The 15,209-nt window shown below is 74.8% G+C and carries 11 protein-coding genes; all 11 read left to right on the top strand.

Going from position 1 to position 15,209, the window contains the following annotated elements; all coding sequences use genetic code 11:
• Positions 1–110: 110 nt before the first annotated feature.
• The 11 genes from GY42_RS16350 (at position 111) to GY42_RS16400 (ending at position 15,205) form a co-directional block, all read left to right on the top strand.
• Entirely contained in the window at positions 111–1,727 is a 1,617-nt protein-coding gene (locus tag GY42_RS16350; protein WP_046530130.1) for a methyl-accepting chemotaxis protein, read from the top strand.
• A 6-nt stretch (positions 1,728–1,733) separates the two neighbouring features.
• A complete protein-coding gene (locus GY42_RS16355; RefSeq protein WP_052748455.1) occupies positions 1,734–4,007 on the top strand; it encodes a putative bifunctional diguanylate cyclase/phosphodiesterase in 2,274 nt (757 codons plus the stop codon).
• An 86-nt stretch (positions 4,008–4,093) separates the two neighbouring features.
• Entirely contained in the window at positions 4,094–5,683 is a 1,590-nt protein-coding gene (locus GY42_RS16360; protein WP_046530131.1) for a methyl-accepting chemotaxis protein, read from the top strand.
• A 135-nt stretch (positions 5,684–5,818) separates the two neighbouring features.
• Positions 5,819–7,444 (top strand): methyl-accepting chemotaxis protein, encoded by a 1,626-nt coding sequence (locus tag GY42_RS16365; RefSeq protein WP_046530132.1) that lies wholly within the window; start codon positions 5,819–5,821, stop codon positions 7,442–7,444.
• Between the two features lie 118 nt (positions 7,445–7,562).
• Positions 7,563–9,191 carry a methyl-accepting chemotaxis protein gene (locus GY42_RS16370; protein ID WP_046530133.1) on the top strand — a complete coding sequence of 543 codons (1,629 nt, stop codon included), beginning with the start codon at positions 7,563–7,565 and terminating at the stop codon, positions 9,189–9,191.
• 149 nt (positions 9,192–9,340) lie between these two features.
• The gene (locus GY42_RS16375; RefSeq protein WP_046530134.1) at positions 9,341–10,426 is read left to right on the top strand and encodes a substrate-binding domain-containing protein; all 1,086 of its coding nucleotides are present in this window, start codon (positions 9,341–9,343) and stop codon (positions 10,424–10,426) included.
• Positions 10,423–12,030 carry a methyl-accepting chemotaxis protein gene (locus GY42_RS20155; RefSeq protein ID WP_046530135.1) on the top strand — a complete coding sequence of 536 codons (1,608 nt, stop codon included), beginning with the start codon at positions 10,423–10,425 and terminating at the stop codon, positions 12,028–12,030. The genes GY42_RS16375 and GY42_RS20155 overlap by 4 nt, the downstream gene beginning before the upstream one ends.
• A gap of 208 nt (positions 12,031–12,238) precedes the next feature.
• Positions 12,239–13,357 carry a protein-glutamate methylesterase/protein-glutamine glutaminase gene (locus GY42_RS16385; protein ID WP_046530136.1) on the top strand — a complete coding sequence of 373 codons (1,119 nt, stop codon included), beginning with the start codon at positions 12,239–12,241 and terminating at the stop codon, positions 13,355–13,357.
• Positions 13,354–14,373 carry a CheR family methyltransferase gene (locus tag GY42_RS16390; protein WP_082131614.1) on the top strand — a complete coding sequence of 340 codons (1,020 nt, stop codon included), beginning with the start codon at positions 13,354–13,356 and terminating at the stop codon, positions 14,371–14,373. Before GY42_RS16385 ends, GY42_RS16390 begins: the two co-directional genes overlap by 4 nt.
• Complete coding sequence (locus tag GY42_RS16395) at positions 14,370–14,756, top strand: response regulator (RefSeq protein ID WP_046530137.1); 387 nt, start codon at positions 14,370–14,372, stop codon at positions 14,754–14,756. Before GY42_RS16390 ends, GY42_RS16395 begins: the two co-directional genes overlap by 4 nt.
• Positions 14,753–15,205 (top strand): chemotaxis protein CheX, encoded by a 453-nt coding sequence (locus tag GY42_RS16400; RefSeq protein WP_046530138.1) that lies wholly within the window; start codon positions 14,753–14,755, stop codon positions 15,203–15,205. The genes GY42_RS16395 and GY42_RS16400 overlap by 4 nt, the downstream gene beginning before the upstream one ends.
• Positions 15,206–15,209 lie beyond the last annotated feature (4 nt).

The following is a 15,209-nucleotide window of genomic DNA, read 5'->3' on the forward strand; positions in this document are numbered from 1 at the left end:
GGGAGGTGGACCCCACCGGGGTTCACCTCCCGTTCTGCTCACGACCCGCGCGCGTCCGCCGATGGAGCGGTGCCGGGGGGAGTCGAGCAGGGCAGGGCGAGGGAGCAGCCATGGACACCACCAGCACGCGCCGCCGCGGGCTTCTCGGACGGTTCGCGGACCTCTCGGTGCAGGTCAAGATCCTGTGCGTCGTCGGGCTCGTGGGGGCCGCGGCCATCGGCAACGGCGTGTACGCGTACGTCGAGATCGACGGCGTCGCGGCCTCGATGAACGAGTTCGTCGTCGTCGAGAACACGGTGGGCAGCGCGACCAGCGTCGTGCACGAGGACCAGCTCAAGGCCCGCATGATCGTCGCGCAGATCGCCGCGACGCGCGGCAACGAGCAGAAGCAGTGGGTCGCGCGGGTCGCGGCGAACGACGCCGAGATGAACGAGGCGCGCGCGGTCGTCGACGCGCACCCGCGGTTCCGGGACGACCCGCGGTGGCGGGACTTCTCCGACGGGCTCGACGCGTGGACGCAGGCCCGCGACACGACGATCGTGCCCGCGGCCCTGTCGGGTGACCCGGCCGCGTACGAGGCCGCGACCGACGACGTCAGCCAGCCGCTCATCGACGCGTACCTCGAGCACCTCGACGCGTTCGAGGCGGCGTTCGAGGAGTACCTCGCGTCCGCCGCGGCCGACGCGCAGCGCGACGCGGACCGCGTGGGCCTGGTCGTGCTCGTCGTCGCGTTCGGTGCGGTGCTGCTGACGGGTGCGGTCGCGGCGGGCGTGGCCCGCCGCATCCGACGCTCGGTCACCGAGGTGCAGGCGTCCGTCACGGCCATGGCGGCCGGCGACTTCACGCGCACGCCGCACGTCGTCGAGCAGGACGAGGTCGGCCGCATGGCCGCGTCGCTCGTCGAGGCGCAGACGTCGGTGCGCGGCACGCTGGCCGGTGTCGCGGAGTCGGCGGGGACGGTGGCGGCTGCGGCGGAGGAGCTGGCGGCGGCGTCGGGTCAGGTGGCGTCGGGGTCGGAGGAGACGTCGGTTCAGGCGGGTGTGGTGGCGGCTGCGGCGGAGCAGGTGAGCAGGAACGTGCAGGCGGTGGCGGCGGGTGCGGAGCAGATGGGGGCGAGCATCCGGGAGATCGCGCAGAACGCGTCGGAGGCGGCGAAGGTGGCGCAGGCGGCGACGGGTGCTGCGGTGGCGGCGAACGAGACGGTGTCGCGGTTGGGGTCGTCGAGTGCGGAGATCGGGAACGTGGTGAAGCTGATCACGGCGATCGCGGAGCAGACGAACCTGTTGGCGTTGAACGCGACGATCGAGGCGGCGCGTGCGGGTGAGGCGGGCAAGGGGTTCGCGGTGGTGGCGGGTGAGGTCAAGGAGCTGGCGTCGGAGACGGCGAAGGCGACCGAGGACATCGCGCGGCGGGTGGAGGCGATCCAGGCGGACACGGCGGGGGCGGTGGAGTCGATCTCGCAGATCGGGTCGATCATCGCGAGCATCAACGACTTCCAGCTGACGATCGCTTCGGCGGTGGAGGAGCAGACGGCCACGACGAACGAGATGTCGCGGGGTGTGGGGGAGGCGGCGACGGGGTCGGGGGAGATCGCGTCGAACATCACGGGGGTGGCGTCCTCGGCGCAGGAGGCGTCCACGACGTTGGGGCAGATGGGGGTGTCGGTGGCCGAGCTGGCGCGGTTGTCCGAGGACCTGCGTCGCCGGGTCGCGGCCTTCACGTACTGAGCCGGCGTGGCCCGCACCCGACCGAGGTCGCGAGCCGCCCGCGCCGCCCTCGTCGGGGCCCTCGCGTGCGCGCTGCTCGCGGTGACCGGCGTCGTCACGGGCGTCTCGGCCGCGTTCCTCGTGGTCGCCGCGCTCGTGTGCGCGTCGTCGGGCGTCGTGGTGCGTGCGCGGCTGCGGGCCCGCCCCGTGCGCGAGGCGCGCGCGTGGCGGTGGTTCGCCCGGGCGCTGCTGGCGCTCGCCGTCGCGTTCGGCGGCGAGGCGGCCGTGCTCGTGCTCGCCCCCGGGGTCCGGTGGGCCGGCGTCGTCGAGACGCTCGGGACCGTCGTCGCGTCGGCCTTCCTCTACCTCGGCGTGCAGTTCTGGAACCGGTACCGCGGCGTCGAGTGGGACTGGGACCCCGGTGAGCGGCTGCTCGGGCTCGCGGGGCTCCTGGGCGGCACCGCGCTGCTCATGCACGGCACGTACCGCACCGTCGGCGCCGCCGCGGTGCCGACGTGGCGCGTGACCGTGCTCGTGCTCGGCGCCGCGGCACCCGCCGTGCTCGCGCTGTCCCTCGCGTCCGTCCTGGTCCTCGCGCGGCTCGCGCGCGACTGGCGCGCGTGGACCCTGCTCGCGCTCGTGGCGACGCTCGGCGTGCTCGGCACGGTCCGGTACCTCGAGGTGCTCGCGACGGGCGCGGTGCGACCGACCGCGACCGTCGCGGTCGTCACGGTGTGGGCCGTCGTCGCCGCGACCAGCGCCGTCGCGAGCCTCGCGCCCGTGGTGCGCAACGTCCAGACCGCGCCCTCGCCGCGTGCGTCGTCGATCGGGTCGCTCGCGATCGTCGTGGCGGGCGCGGGCCTGGTCGTGCTCGACGCCGTCGCCCCCAGCGGCCGCCGGTCCGTCGCGGTCGCGGCCGCGCTGTCGACGCTGCTGGGCAGCGTCCGGCTGCTGCGCGTCGTGGCGGACCTCGCCGATCTCACGTCGGCGCGCCGCGAGGCCCGCACCGACGGTCTCACGGGCGTCGCGAACCGTCTCGCGTTCATGGAGCACCTCGAGGCGACGCGCGGTCGCCCGCGCGGCGTCGGCGTGCTGCTCGTCGACCTCGACGAGTTCAAGGGCGTGAACGACGGGCTCGGGCACGTGGTCGGCGACGAGCTCATGCGCGCCGTCGCCGACAGGGTCACGGTCGAGACCGCGGGCGCCGCGCTGCTCGCGCGGCTCGGCGGTGACGAGTTCGCGCTGCTCGTGGACGACCCGGACCAGGCGCTGCGGGTCGCGCACGTCGTGCTCGAGGCGATCCGGGCGCCGTTCGTCGTCGCCGGCCGCACCGTGCGGATCGACGCGAGCGTGGGCGTCGCCAGCACGGGTCTCGGCTCGGCGTCGAGCGCGCGGCTGCTGCACGACGCCGACACCGCGATGTACGTGGCCAAGCGTTCGGGCGGCGGCATCCAGGTGTACGACGCCCGCACCGCGGCGCACACCGCGCGCCGGCTCGACCTGCTGAGCGACCTGCGGACCGTGCTCGCGGGGCACGCGCCGCCGGCGGAGGTCGGCGAGCTGGTCGTGCACCTGCAGCCGCAGGTCGCCTGCGGCGACGACCGCGTGGTGGGCGTCGAGGCGCTCGTGCGCTGGGCGCACCCGCGGCACGGCCTGCTGCGGCCCGCCGAGTTCCTGCCGCTCGCCGAGGAGCACCGGCTCATGGCGCGTCTCACGGCCGTCGTGCTGCGGCAGGCCGCCGCGGCGGCGCAGGGCGTGGCCGCCGACGGCTGGGACCTGCCGGTCGCGGTGAACCTCTCGGCGAGCTGCGTCACGGACGACGACCTGCCGGGCGAGGTCGCCGCCGCGCTGGCCGGCTCGGGCCTGCGGGCGGACCGGCTGGTGCTCGAGGTCACCGAGTCGGCGATCATGCGCGACCCGGACGCCGCGGTGACGGCGCTGGTGCGGCTCACGGAGCAGGGCGTGCGCGTGAGCATCGACGACTACGGCACCGGGCACTCGTCGCTCAGCTACCTGGCGCGGCTGCCCGCCGCCGAGCTCAAGCTCGACGCGTCGTTCGTCTCGCGGCTGCTGCGCGACGAGCGCACGGAGACGATCGTGGCCGCGACGATCGACCTCGCGCACCGCCTGGGCATCCGCGTCACGGCCGAGGGCGTCGAGGACCACGCGACGGCCGAGCGGCTGTGCGACCTCGCGTGCGACGCGACGCAGGGGTTCGTGCACAGCGGCGCGCTGCCCGTCGACGCGCTGCGCGCCTGGCTCGGCGCCCGTGCGCCCGTCGCCGTGGGCGAGGGCGGCTGAGACCGATCTCATCCTGACGGGCCGTCACGTCGTCCCGGGCGCTGCCGATCGGCAGGGCAGGTGCAGGACCTCGGGAGGAGACGGACATGCGTGGTGGCACGGGTTGGTGGGCGGACCGGTCGGTCCTGACGAAGATCGCGGCCTCGGTGGGGCTCATGGGCGTCGCGGCGGTCACGGTCGCGGGGGTCGCCGTCGCCGCGCTGCTGTCGCTGCGGGCCGAGATCGGCGCGCTGCACGAGGAGAGCGTCAAGCCGCTCTCGCAGCTCACGGAGATCCAGCGCGCGTACCAGGGGGACCGGGCGCGCGTCATCCAGTACGGCATCGCCGACGCGGCGACGCGCGCCGACCTCGCGGACGAGCTCGTGGAGCGGCGTGCCGACCTCGACGCGCAGGTCGCGGCGTACCGGCCGTTCGCCGTCGACCCCGCGGACGTCGACGCGATGGAGCAGGCGTTCGACGCGTACTACGCGGCTGCGCACGACTCGCTGTTCCCGCTGGCCGACGACGGCGACGGCCCCGGCTTCGCCGCGTACTTCCAGGACACGGTGCGTCCGCTGACGACCGCCGTCATGGACGCGATCCAGACCGAGACGGTCGCGCAGGAGGAGAAGGCCGCGCGGTCGTCGGTCGACGCGCAGGCCCTGGTCCTGCGCTCGGAGGTCGTGGTCGTGTCGGTGCTCGCGGTGGGGCTGGCGGCCGCGGGCGCCGTCGCGGTGGTCGTCGCGCGCTCGCTGCGCCGGCGGCTCGACGCCGCGGTGACCGCGCTGACGGCCGCGAGCGAGGGCGACCTCACGGTGACGGTGGCCGCGGACGGCGGCGACGAGGTCGGGCGGCTGACCGCGGCGCTCGAGGTCATGCAGACCCGGATGCGCGGCACGCTCGCGGGGGTGGCGGAGTCGGCGGGGACGGTGGCGGCTGCGGCGGAGGAGCTGGCGGCGGCGTCGGGTCAGGTGGCGTCGGGGTCGGAGGAGACGAGCGTGCAGGCGGGTGTGGTGGCGGCTGCGGCGGAGCAGGTGAGCAGGAACGTGCAGGCGGTGGCTGCGGGTGCGGAGCAGATGGGGGCGAGCATCCGGGAGATCGCGCAGAACGCGTCGGAGGCGGCGAAGGTCGCGCAGGCGGCGACGGTCGCGGCGGACGAGGCCGGGGTGACGGTGAACCGTCTGGGGTCCTCGAGCGCGGAGATCGGGAACGTGGTCAAGCTGATCACGCAGATCGCGGAGCAGACGAACCTGCTGGCGTTGAACGCGACGATCGAGGCGGCGCGGGCCGGTGAGGCCGGCAAGGGCTTCGCGGTGGTGGCGGGTGAGGTCAAGGATCTGGCGTCGGAGACGGCGAAGGCCACGGAGGACATCGCGCGCCGCGTCGAGGCGATCCAGGGCGACACGGCGGGGGCGGTGGACGCGATCGGGCAGATCGAGGGGATCGTGCGCTCGATCAACGACTACCAGCTGACGATCGCCTCGGCGGTCGAGGAGCAGACCGCCACGACGAACGAGATGTCGCGGGGTGTGGGGGAGGCGGCGACGGGGTCGGGGGAGATCGCGGCGAACATCACGGGGGTCGCGTCCTCGGCGCAGGAGGCCTCGACGACGTTGGGCCAGATGGGTGCCTCGGTCGCCGAGCTCGCCCGCCTGTCCGACGACCTGCGACAGCGCGTGGGTGCCTTCACCTACTGACCGCGTCCAGCGGGTGAGACCGGGGGTGGGCGCCGGATGAGATGCGAGCCCGCACCTCATCCGGGGCCTACTCCGTCCGATGGACAGACGCGCAGGGGGCGTCACTCGTTCGTCGTACCGCCCTCGGAGGCACGCATGTCCAGCTCCCTCGCACGCACGTCCCGCATCCGCGGCGTCCGGGCCAAGATCCTCGCGGTGGGTGCCGCGGGCGTCGCGTCCGCCCTGCTCACCGGCGGCGTCGCCCTCGTCGGCGTCAGCTCGCTCAACAGCGCGACCGAGCGCATCGACGAGCTGCTGGCCGCGACGCAGGCCGTCGGCGAGGTGCGCATGTACAACAGCGACGTCAACGGCTGGCAGTCCGCGTACGCGGGCGACGCGCACCGCGTGGGCGGTCCCGCCGCGGTCCTGCCCACCAGCGAGTCCCGGCGGCAGTACCTCGCGTCGGCCGACGCGCTGCGGACCTCGCTCACCGGGCTCGACGCGCAGGGCGCGGTCCTCGAGCCGGCGCAGCGCGAGGCGATCTCGCAGGTCGCGGACCTGTGGGAGAAGTTCTTCGCGCTCGACGACCAGGTGGTCGCGGACTACGAGGCCGGCGACCTCGAGGCCGGCGACGCGATCGTCCAGAAGGACGCGATCGCGCTGTACGGCCAGATCGGCCAGCTCACGCAGACCCTCCAGGACGACGTCGAGGCGCTCGCCGAGGCGGCGAACGACAACGCCACGACCGTGACCGCGCGGACCGTCGCCATGATCGTCGGCGCGATCGTGGTCGGTGCCGCGGGTGCCGTGGCGGGTGCGGTGCTGGTGTCGCGGCGGGTGCTGCGGGGGGTGGGTGCGGTGCAGCGGTCGGTGGCGGCGATGGCGCAGGGGGATCTGACGGTGCCGGCGCAGGTGGACTCGCGTGACGAGATCGGGGAGATGGCGGCGTCGTTGACGACGGCGCAGGCGTCGGTGCGTGAGGTCATCGCGGGGGTGGCGGAGTCGGCGGGGACGGTGGCGGCTGCGGCGGAGGAGCTGGCGGCGGCGTCGGGTCAGGTGGCGTCGGGGTCGGAGGAGACGAGCGTGCAGGCGGGTGTGGTGGCGGCTGCGGCGGAGCAGGTGAGCAGGAACGTGCAGGCGGTGGCTGCGGGTGCGGAGCAGATGGGGGCGAGCATCCGGGAGATCGCGCAGAACGCGTCGGAGGCGGCGAAGGTGGCGCAGGCGGCGACGGTCGCGGCGGACGAGGCCGGGGTGACGGTGAACCGTCTGGGGTCCTCGAGCGCGGAGATCGGGAACGTGGTCAAGCTGATCACGCAGATCGCGGAGCAGACGAACCTGCTGGCGTTGAACGCGACGATCGAGGCGGCGCGGGCCGGTGAGGCCGGCAAGGGCTTCGCGGTGGTGGCGGGTGAGGTCAAGGATCTGGCGTCGGAGACGGCGAAGGCCACGGAGGACATCGCGCGCCGCGTCGAGGCGATCCAGGGCGACACGGCGGGGGCGGTGGACGCGATCGGGCAGATCGAGGGGATCGTGCGCTCGATCAACGACTACCAGCTGACGATCGCCTCGGCGGTCGAGGAGCAGACCGCCACGACGAACGAGATGTCGCGGGGTGTCGGGGAGGCGGCGACGGGGTCGGGGGAGATCGCGGCGAACATCACGGGGGTCGCGTCCTCGGCGCAGGAGGCGTCCACGACGTTGGGCCAGATGGGTGCCTCGGTCGCCGAGCTCGCCCGCCTGTCCGACGACCTGCGTCGCCGCGTCGCCGCGTTCACCTACTGAGACCGGAGCGGGCCCCGGGTGAGATGCGCTCCGGCGCCTCACCCGGGGCCCGCGCCGTCCGATGGGACGCACGCAAGGGGGCGCCCGGATCCGACTCGACCGCCCTCGGAGGCAGACCATGTCCCGTACCCCTGCAGCAGGCCCCGCCCGCCGTCGTGGGCTCCGCGCGACGATCCTCGCGATCGGTGCGGCGGGCGTCGCGTCGGCCGTGCTCACCGGGGGCGTCGCGTTCGCGGGCGTCGCGGCGCTCGACCGCGCGACGACGCGGATCGACGACCTGCTCGACGCGACGCAGGCCGTCGGCGAGGTGCGGATGTTCAACAGCGACGTCTCGGGCTGGCAGACCGCCTACGCGTGGGACACGCGCCGCCTCGGCGGCCCCGAGGCCGTCGCGGCCGACGCCGCGAGCCGCCAGGGCTACCTGACGTCGGCCGACGGGCTCCGCGACGCGCTCACCGTGCTCGAGGAGCGCTCGGCCGTGCTCGAGCCCGCGCAGCGCGAGACCGTCGAGCAGATCGCCACCCTGTGGGACGACTTCTTCGCGATCGACGACCGCGTGGTCGCCGCGTACGCCGCGGGCGACCTCGAGGCGGGCGACGCGCTCGTCGCGGGCGACGGCTGGGACGTCTACGGCCGGATCGGCGAGCTCACGCTGGGCCTCCAGCAGGAGGTCGAGCAGGCCGGCGAGGCCGCCGACCGGGCCTCGACGCGCGTCGCCGTCCTCACGGTGGCCGGCGTCGCCGCGGCGATCGTCGTCGGTGCGGCGGGTGCCGTGCTCGGCGCGGTGGCCGTCTCGCGGCGGGTGCTGCGGGGTGTCGGTGCGGTGCAGCGGTCGGTGGCGGCGATGGCGCAGGGGGATCTGACGGTGCCGGCGCAGGTGGACTCGCGTGACGAGATCGGGGAGATGGCGGCGTCGTTGACGACGGCGCAGGCGTCGGTGCGTGAGGTCATCGCGGGGGTGGCGGAGTCGGCGGGGACGGTGGCGGCTGCGGCGGAGGAGCTGGCGGCGGCGTCGGGTCAGGTGGCGTCGGGGTCGGAGGAGACGAGCGTGCAGGCGGGTGTGGTGGCGGCTGCGGCGGAGCAGGTGAGCAGGAACGTGCAGGCGGTGGCGGCGGGGGCGGAGCAGATGGGTGCCTCGATCCGGGAGATCGCGCAGAACGCGTCGGAGGCGGCGAAGGTGGCGCAGGCGGCGACGGGTGCTGCGGTGGCGGCGAACGAGACGGTGTCGCGGTTGGGGTCGTCGAGTGCGGAGATCGGGAACGTGGTGAAGCTGATCACGGCGATCGCGGAGCAGACGAACCTGTTGGCGTTGAACGCGACGATCGAGGCGGCGCGTGCGGGTGAGGCGGGCAAGGGGTTCGCGGTGGTGGCGGGTGAGGTCAAGGAGCTGGCGTCGGAGACGGCGAAGGCGACCGAGGACATCGCGCGGCGGGTGGAGGCGATCCAGGCGGACACGGCGGGGGCGGTGGAGTCGATCTCGCAGATCGGGTCGATCATCGCGAGCATCAACGACTTCCAGCTGACGATCGCTTCGGCGGTGGAGGAGCAGACGGCCACGACGAACGAGATGTCGCGGGGTGTGGGGGAGGCGGCGACGGGGTCGGGGGAGATCGCGTCGAACATCACGGGGGTGGCGTCCTCGGCGCAGGAGGCGTCCACGACGTTGGGGCAGATGGGGGTGTCGGTGGCCGAGCTGGCGCGGTTGTCCGAGGACCTGCGTCGCCGGGTCGCGGCCTTCACGTACTGAGCCGCCGTCGTCCGCGCCCGGCGCCCCGCGCGCCGTCGCCTACCGGGCTGTCAGCGCGGGGCGCTCAGATGTGCGCGCCCCGCGCCGATGGACGGAGGAGGAGGCCGGTCACGGACGACCGGCCGGGCGCACCCATGAAGGGGGACAGGATGCGACGAGCGTTCCGCGCGGCCGCGCTGGCGGCCGTGCCGCTGCTGGTGATGACCGCCTGCGGCTCCGTCACGGGCGGGCCCGACGACCGGCCGCTGGTCGGCATCGCGATGCCGACCACGACCTCCGACCGCTGGATCGACGACGCCGACAACCTCGAGGCGCAGCTCGTGTCCCTCGGCTACGACGTCCGGCTCGAGTTCGCCGAGAACGACCCCGCGGCCCAGGTCGAGCAGCTCGAGGCCATGCTCGCCGCCGGGGCGGACGCGCTCGTCGTCGGGTCGGTCGACGGCACGGCCCTGACCGGCGTGCTCGCCGACGCGGGCGACGCCGACGTGCCCGTCATCGCGTACGACCGGCTGATCCGCGACTCGGGCGACGTCGCCTACTACGCGTCGTTCGACAACGCGCGCGTCGGCGTCCTCCAGGGCACGTCGCTGCTGCAGGGCCTCGGCGTGCTCGACGCCGCCGGCGAGCCCACCGGCGCGACCGGGCCCTACCTCGTCGAGCTGTTCGCCGGCTCGCCGGACGACAACAACGCGACCTTCTTCTGGGACGGCGCGATGCAGGTCCTCCAGCCGTACCTCGACTCCGGCGTGCTCGTCGTGGGCTCCGGCCAGACGACGTTCGCCGAGGCCGCGACGCAGGCGTGGGACGCGAAGGTCGCGGCCGACCGCATGCCCACGCTGCTCGCGGCCTACGCCGACGGCCGCCGGCTCGACGGCGTGCTGTCGCCCTACGACGGCATCTCGCGGGCCGTGCTCGACGCGACCCGCACCGCGCAGGCCACCCAGCCCGTCGTCACGGGCCAGGACGCCGAGGTCGACTCCGCGCGCCTCGTCGCGAGCGGCGAGCAGTTCTCGACCGTCTACAAGGACACCCGGCAGCTCGCCGAGGTCACGGTCGGCATGGTGCGGGCGCTGCTCGCGGGCGAGCAGCCCGAGGTCAACGACACCGCCACGTACGACAACGGCGTGCGCGTCGTCCCGTCGTACCTGCTGACCCCCCAGCTCGTCACCCAGGACAACGTCGAGCGCGTGCTCGTCGACGGCGGCTACTACACGGCGCAGGAGATCGGACGATGACCCGCGACGCACGCACCACGCACGGCGGCTGGTTCTGGAACCGCCCCCTGCGCACCAAGATCGTCGCGCTGCTGCTGTTCGTCGGCATCGCGTTCGCGGTCGTCGGCGGCGCCGGCGCCGTGGTCCTGCAGCGCGCCGGTGCGCACCTCGAGGAGATGGCCGACCTCACCAACGAGCTCCAGTCGTCGATGGCCGAGATCCAGGTGCAGCAGCAGCGCAGCCACCTGCTGGTGCGGCGCGCGGCCGCGGCCGACCCGGCCACGCGCGACCAGCTGCTCACGACGGTCGCGTGGGTCGACGCCGACGTCGCGTCGCGCGTCGACGTCGTCGAGGGCTACGACCTGTCGGACACGCCGCAGTGGCAGGACTTCCGCACGCGCTGGGACGCGTGGGTCGCGTACCGCGACGGCACGCTGCTGCCGCTCGTGAAGGCCGGTGACACGGCGGGCTTCGAGGTCGCGGTCGCCGCGGACGTCGCGGCCGACCCCGACTGGGCCGGGCGCGCGCTCGGGCTCGCCGAGGGGCAGGTCCGTGCGGGCGTCGACGCGATCCTCGCGCGGAGCGCCGGCGAGATCCGCGTGACGATCCTCGCGCTGGGCGTCGCGTTCGTCGTCGCCGCGCTCGTCGCGGTCGTCGTGACGACCGGGCTCATGCGCCGCGTCGCGGCGTCGGTCCGCACCATGGTCGCCTCGATCGAGGCCCTCGCGCGCGGCGACCTCACGGTGACGCCGCAGGTCGTGGTGGGCGACGAGCTCGGGCGCATGGCGCTCGCGCTCGGCGAGGCGCAGCACAACCTGCGCACCACGATGGCGGGCGTCGCCGAGGCGTCCGGCACGGTCGCCGCGGCGGCCGAGCAGCTGTCGGCCGCGTCGCGGCAGGTCGCGACCGGGGCGCAGGAGACCAGCGCGCAGGCCGGGGTCGCCGCGGGTGCCGCGGGGGACGTCGACCAGCACGTGCAGTCCGTGTCGGCCGGCGCCGAGCAGATGGGCGCCTCGATCCGCGAGATCGCGCAGAACGCGGCCGAGGCCGCCAAGGTCGCGCAGGCCGCGACCGCGGCCGCCGACGAGGCCGGGGTCACCGTGCAGCGGCTCGGCGAGTCGAGCCAGGAGATCGGCAACGTCGTCAAGCTCATCACGCAGATCGCCGAGCAGACCAACCTGCTCGCGCTCAACGCGACGATCGAGGCGGCCCGCGCCGGCGAGGCCGGCAAGGGGTTCGCGGTGGTCGCGGGCGAGGTCAAGGAGCTCGCGCAGGAGACCGCGAAGGCGACCGAGGACATCGCGCGCCGCGTCGAGGCCATCCAGGGCGACACCGCCGGCGCCGTCGAGGCGATCGGCCAGATCGAGGGCATCGTGCGCTCGATCAACGACTACCAGACGTCCATCGCGTCGGCCGTCGAGGAGCAGACCGCGACGACCACCGAGATGGCGCGCGGCATGTCCGACGTCGCGTCCGGGTCGGCGCAGATCCGCACGGCCGTGTCCGAGGTTGCGCAGGTCGCGTCGTCGTCCTCGTCGGCGCTCGTGCAGGTCGAGACGTCGGTCTCCGAGCTCGCGCAGATGTCGGAGGACCTGCGCGAGCGCACGGCCGCGTTCACGTACTGACGTCCCCGCGTCGTCCCGTCGGCCCCGCCCCGCGTCCCGCGCGGCGGGGCCGACGCGCACCACGACCCGGCGCGTGACCCCGCGCGCGCGACCTCACCCCGGCCCGCGGCCGACCTCACCTCCCGGACGGCTCACCCCGCGCCCCGACCGGCCGATGGGAGGGGACGTCGCCGGGAGCAGCCGGCGGCACGACAGACAGGAGCCGCGCGTGGCACGCACCCGGGTGCTGGTGGTCGACGACTCGGTCGTCATCCGCCGCCTGGTCACCGACGCGCTGTCGCGCGAGCCGGCGATCGACGTCGTGGGGGTCGCGGCCAACGGCCGCATCGCCCAGGCCAAGGTCGCGCAGCTCGCGCCGGACGTCATCACGATGGACGTCGAGATGCCGGAGATGGACGGCATCGAGGCCGTCCGCGCGCTGCGCGCGTCCGGCCACACCCAGCCGATCATCATGTTCTCGACGCTGACCGAACGGGGTGCGCACGCGACGCTCGACGCGCTCGCCGCGGGCGCGACCGACTACGTCACGAAGCCCGCGAACGTCGGCAGCGTGCAGCAGTCGCTCGACCAGGTCGCGCACGAGCTCGTGCCGCGGATCCTCGCGCTGTCCGCCGCACGCCGCGGACCCGCCGCCCGGGCCGCGTCGGCGCGGCCGGCCGGCGGTGCGCCCGCGCCCGCGGCGGCCCCGCCCCGCGTGCGGCTCGCGTCGGCCCCCGCGCCGCGCCCCGTGCGGCTCGTCGTGCTCGGGTCGTCGACCGGCGGCCCCGAGGCCCTGTCCCGCCTGATCACCGCGCTGCCGGCGCTGCCCGTGCCCGTCGCGGTCGTGCAGCACATGCCGCCCGTGTTCACGCGGCAGCTCGCGCAGCGGCTCGACCGTCTGGGCCCGTGGACCGTCGCCGAGGCGGCGGCGGGCGAGACCCTGCGCCCCGGGCACGTGTACGTCGCACCCGGCGACCACCACCTCGAGGTCCGCCGCGCGGGCGGTGCGCTCGTCACGGCCCTCACGCAGGCGCCGCCCGAGAACTTCTGCCGCCCCGCGGTGGACGTGCTGTTCCGCTCCGCCGTGGCGGCGGTCGGCGGCGACCTCCTCGGCGTCGTGCTCACCGGCATGGGCGCCGACGGGCGTGCCGGCGCCGAGCGCATCGTCGGCGCGGGCGGCACGGTCGTCGTGCAGGACGAGCCCAGCAGCGTCGTGTGGGGCATGCCCGGGGCGGTCGCGACCGCCGGCTGGGCGCACCGCGTCGTGCCGCTCGCCGAGATGGCGCAGGCCGTCGCCCGCACGGTCGAGGACGCGCGCCGCGCGCCCGTGGCTGGAGGTGCCGCGTGACCATCAGCCACGACACGTTCACGTTCGTCGCGGACCTCGTGCGGCGGCGCAGCGCGATCCTGCTGGAGCCCGGCAAGGAGTACCTCGTCGAGTCGCGGCTGCTGCCGCTGGCGCGCGAGGCCGGCGCGTCCGGCGTCGACCAGTTCGTCGCGCAGCTGCGCGCCAACCCGTCGCCCGCGCGCACGGCCGTGGTGGTCGAGGCCCTCACGACCAACGAGACGTCGTGGTTCCGCGACGTCGCGCCCTTCGACGCGCTGCGCCGGCACATCGTGCCCGAGCTGCGCGCCGGCGGCCTCGGCCGGCTGCGCGTGTGGTCGGCGGCCTGCTCGACCGGGCAGGAGGCGTACTCGATCGCGATGACGCTGCAGGAGGTGCTCGTGCCGACGGTCGCCGTGGAGATCACCGCGACCGACCTCAACGAGCAGGTCCTCGAGCGCGCGCGCTCGGGCACGTACACGCAGCTCGAGGTGAACCGCGGCCTGCCCGCCCCGACGCTCGTGCGGCACTTCCAGCGCCACGGGTCGGGGTGGCAGGTGTCCGACGAGCTGCGCCGCTGGATCACGTTCCGTCAGCACAACCTGCTCGACGTGCCGCCGCCCGGCGGTCCGTTCGACGTCGTGTTCCTGCGCAACGTGCTCATCTACTTCGACCTGCCCACCAAGCGCGCGGTGCTCGAGCGCGTGCGCGCCGCGCTGCGGCCCGGCGGGTACCTCGTGCTCGGCGCCGCCGAGACCACGATCGGCGTGCACGACGACTACGAGCGCGTCGTCCTCGACCGCGCGACCGTCTACCGCACGGCCGGCGGACGCGCGGCCGCGGCCGCACCCGCCGCCGCGCCGACCACCGCCGCCACCGCCACCGCCGCGTCGCTCGCGGCGGCGCGGTCCACGCTCGCCGGGGTGCCCGCACGCCCGGCGCCCGCCGCGGTCCCGCCGCGGCCCGTCCTGCCGACCCCGGCCCGCCCGGCCGGCTCGGTCTTCGCACCCACGTCCACCCGAGGAGCAGGGCTGACATGAGAGCACTCGTCATCGACGACTCGAGAGCGATGCGCCGCATCGTCGGGCAGACGTTGCGCGGACTGGGCTTCGAGCCCGTCGAGGCGGAGCACGGCCAGCACGCGCTGGACCTGCTCGCCGGCGACGGGCCCGTGCCCGCGCTCGCGTGCATCGACTGGAACATGCCCGTGATGGACGGTCTGACGTTCGTCACGCGCGTGCGGCAGAACCCGCAGTGGCGGGACATGACGCTCATGATGGTGACCACCGAGAGCGAGCACGGCCAGATCGTGCGTGCCCTGGCAGCGGGCGCGCACGAGTACCTCATCAAGCCGTTCACCACGGACGCGATCCGGGACAAGCTCGAGCTGCTCGGGCTCGTGCCGGTGGGGGAGAGCGCATGACCACGCTGATCGCCGGCGACGACGTGTACGCGATCGCCGAGGAGCTGTTCACCGCGATGGTCGACGGCGAGTCCGGCACGGTCTCGCAGTGGTTCGGCGACGTGCCCGCGTGGCAGGTGCCGGTCGTCGCGTGGGTCGACCTGCACGGCGGCTGGGCCGGGCGCGCGTCCGTGACGACCGAGCGCGCGACCGCCGACGACCTGGCGCGCGCGCTGCTGCAGATGGGCGCCGACGAGCCGGTCCTCGAGGAGGACCTGCACGACGCGTTCGGCGAGGTCGCCAACGTCGTCGGCGGCAACGTCAAGGCGCTCCTGCCGACGCAGGGCACGCTGGGCCTGCCGCAGGTGGCCGACCACGACCCGGGGCTGCCGGGCTCGGTGCTCGTCACCGAGGTGGTCCTCGACTGGCGCGGGCGCCCGCTCGTGCTCCGCGTCCGGGGGGCAGCGTGACCCC

It is taken from the genome of Cellulomonas sp. FA1 (genome assembly GCF_000986825.1).
Lineage (GTDB): Bacteria > Actinomycetota > Actinomycetes > Actinomycetales > Cellulomonadaceae > Cellulomonas > Cellulomonas iranensis.

Excerpts from the sequence above, each read along its gene's own strand:
- GY42_RS16350 (WP_046530130.1), top strand. The coding sequence starts at position 111 with ATGGACACCACCAGCACGCGCCGCCGCGGGCTTCTCGGACGGTTCGCG.
- GY42_RS16360 (WP_046530131.1), top strand. The coding sequence starts at position 4,094 with ATGCGTGGTGGCACGGGTTGGTGGGCGGACCGGTCGGTCCTGACGAAG.
- GY42_RS16365 (WP_046530132.1), top strand. The coding sequence starts at position 5,819 with ATGTCCAGCTCCCTCGCACGCACGTCCCGCATCCGCGGCGTCCGGGCC.
- GY42_RS16370 (WP_046530133.1), top strand. The coding sequence starts at position 7,563 with ATGTCCCGTACCCCTGCAGCAGGCCCCGCCCGCCGTCGTGGGCTCCGC.
- GY42_RS16375 (WP_046530134.1), top strand. The coding sequence starts at position 9,341 with ATGCGACGAGCGTTCCGCGCGGCCGCGCTGGCGGCCGTGCCGCTGCTG.
- GY42_RS20155 (WP_046530135.1), top strand. The coding sequence starts at position 10,423 with ATGACCCGCGACGCACGCACCACGCACGGCGGCTGGTTCTGGAACCGC.
- GY42_RS16395 (WP_046530137.1), top strand. The coding sequence starts at position 14,370 with ATGAGAGCACTCGTCATCGACGACTCGAGAGCGATGCGCCGCATCGTC.
- GY42_RS16400 (WP_046530138.1), top strand. The coding sequence starts at position 14,753 with ATGACCACGCTGATCGCCGGCGACGACGTGTACGCGATCGCCGAGGAG.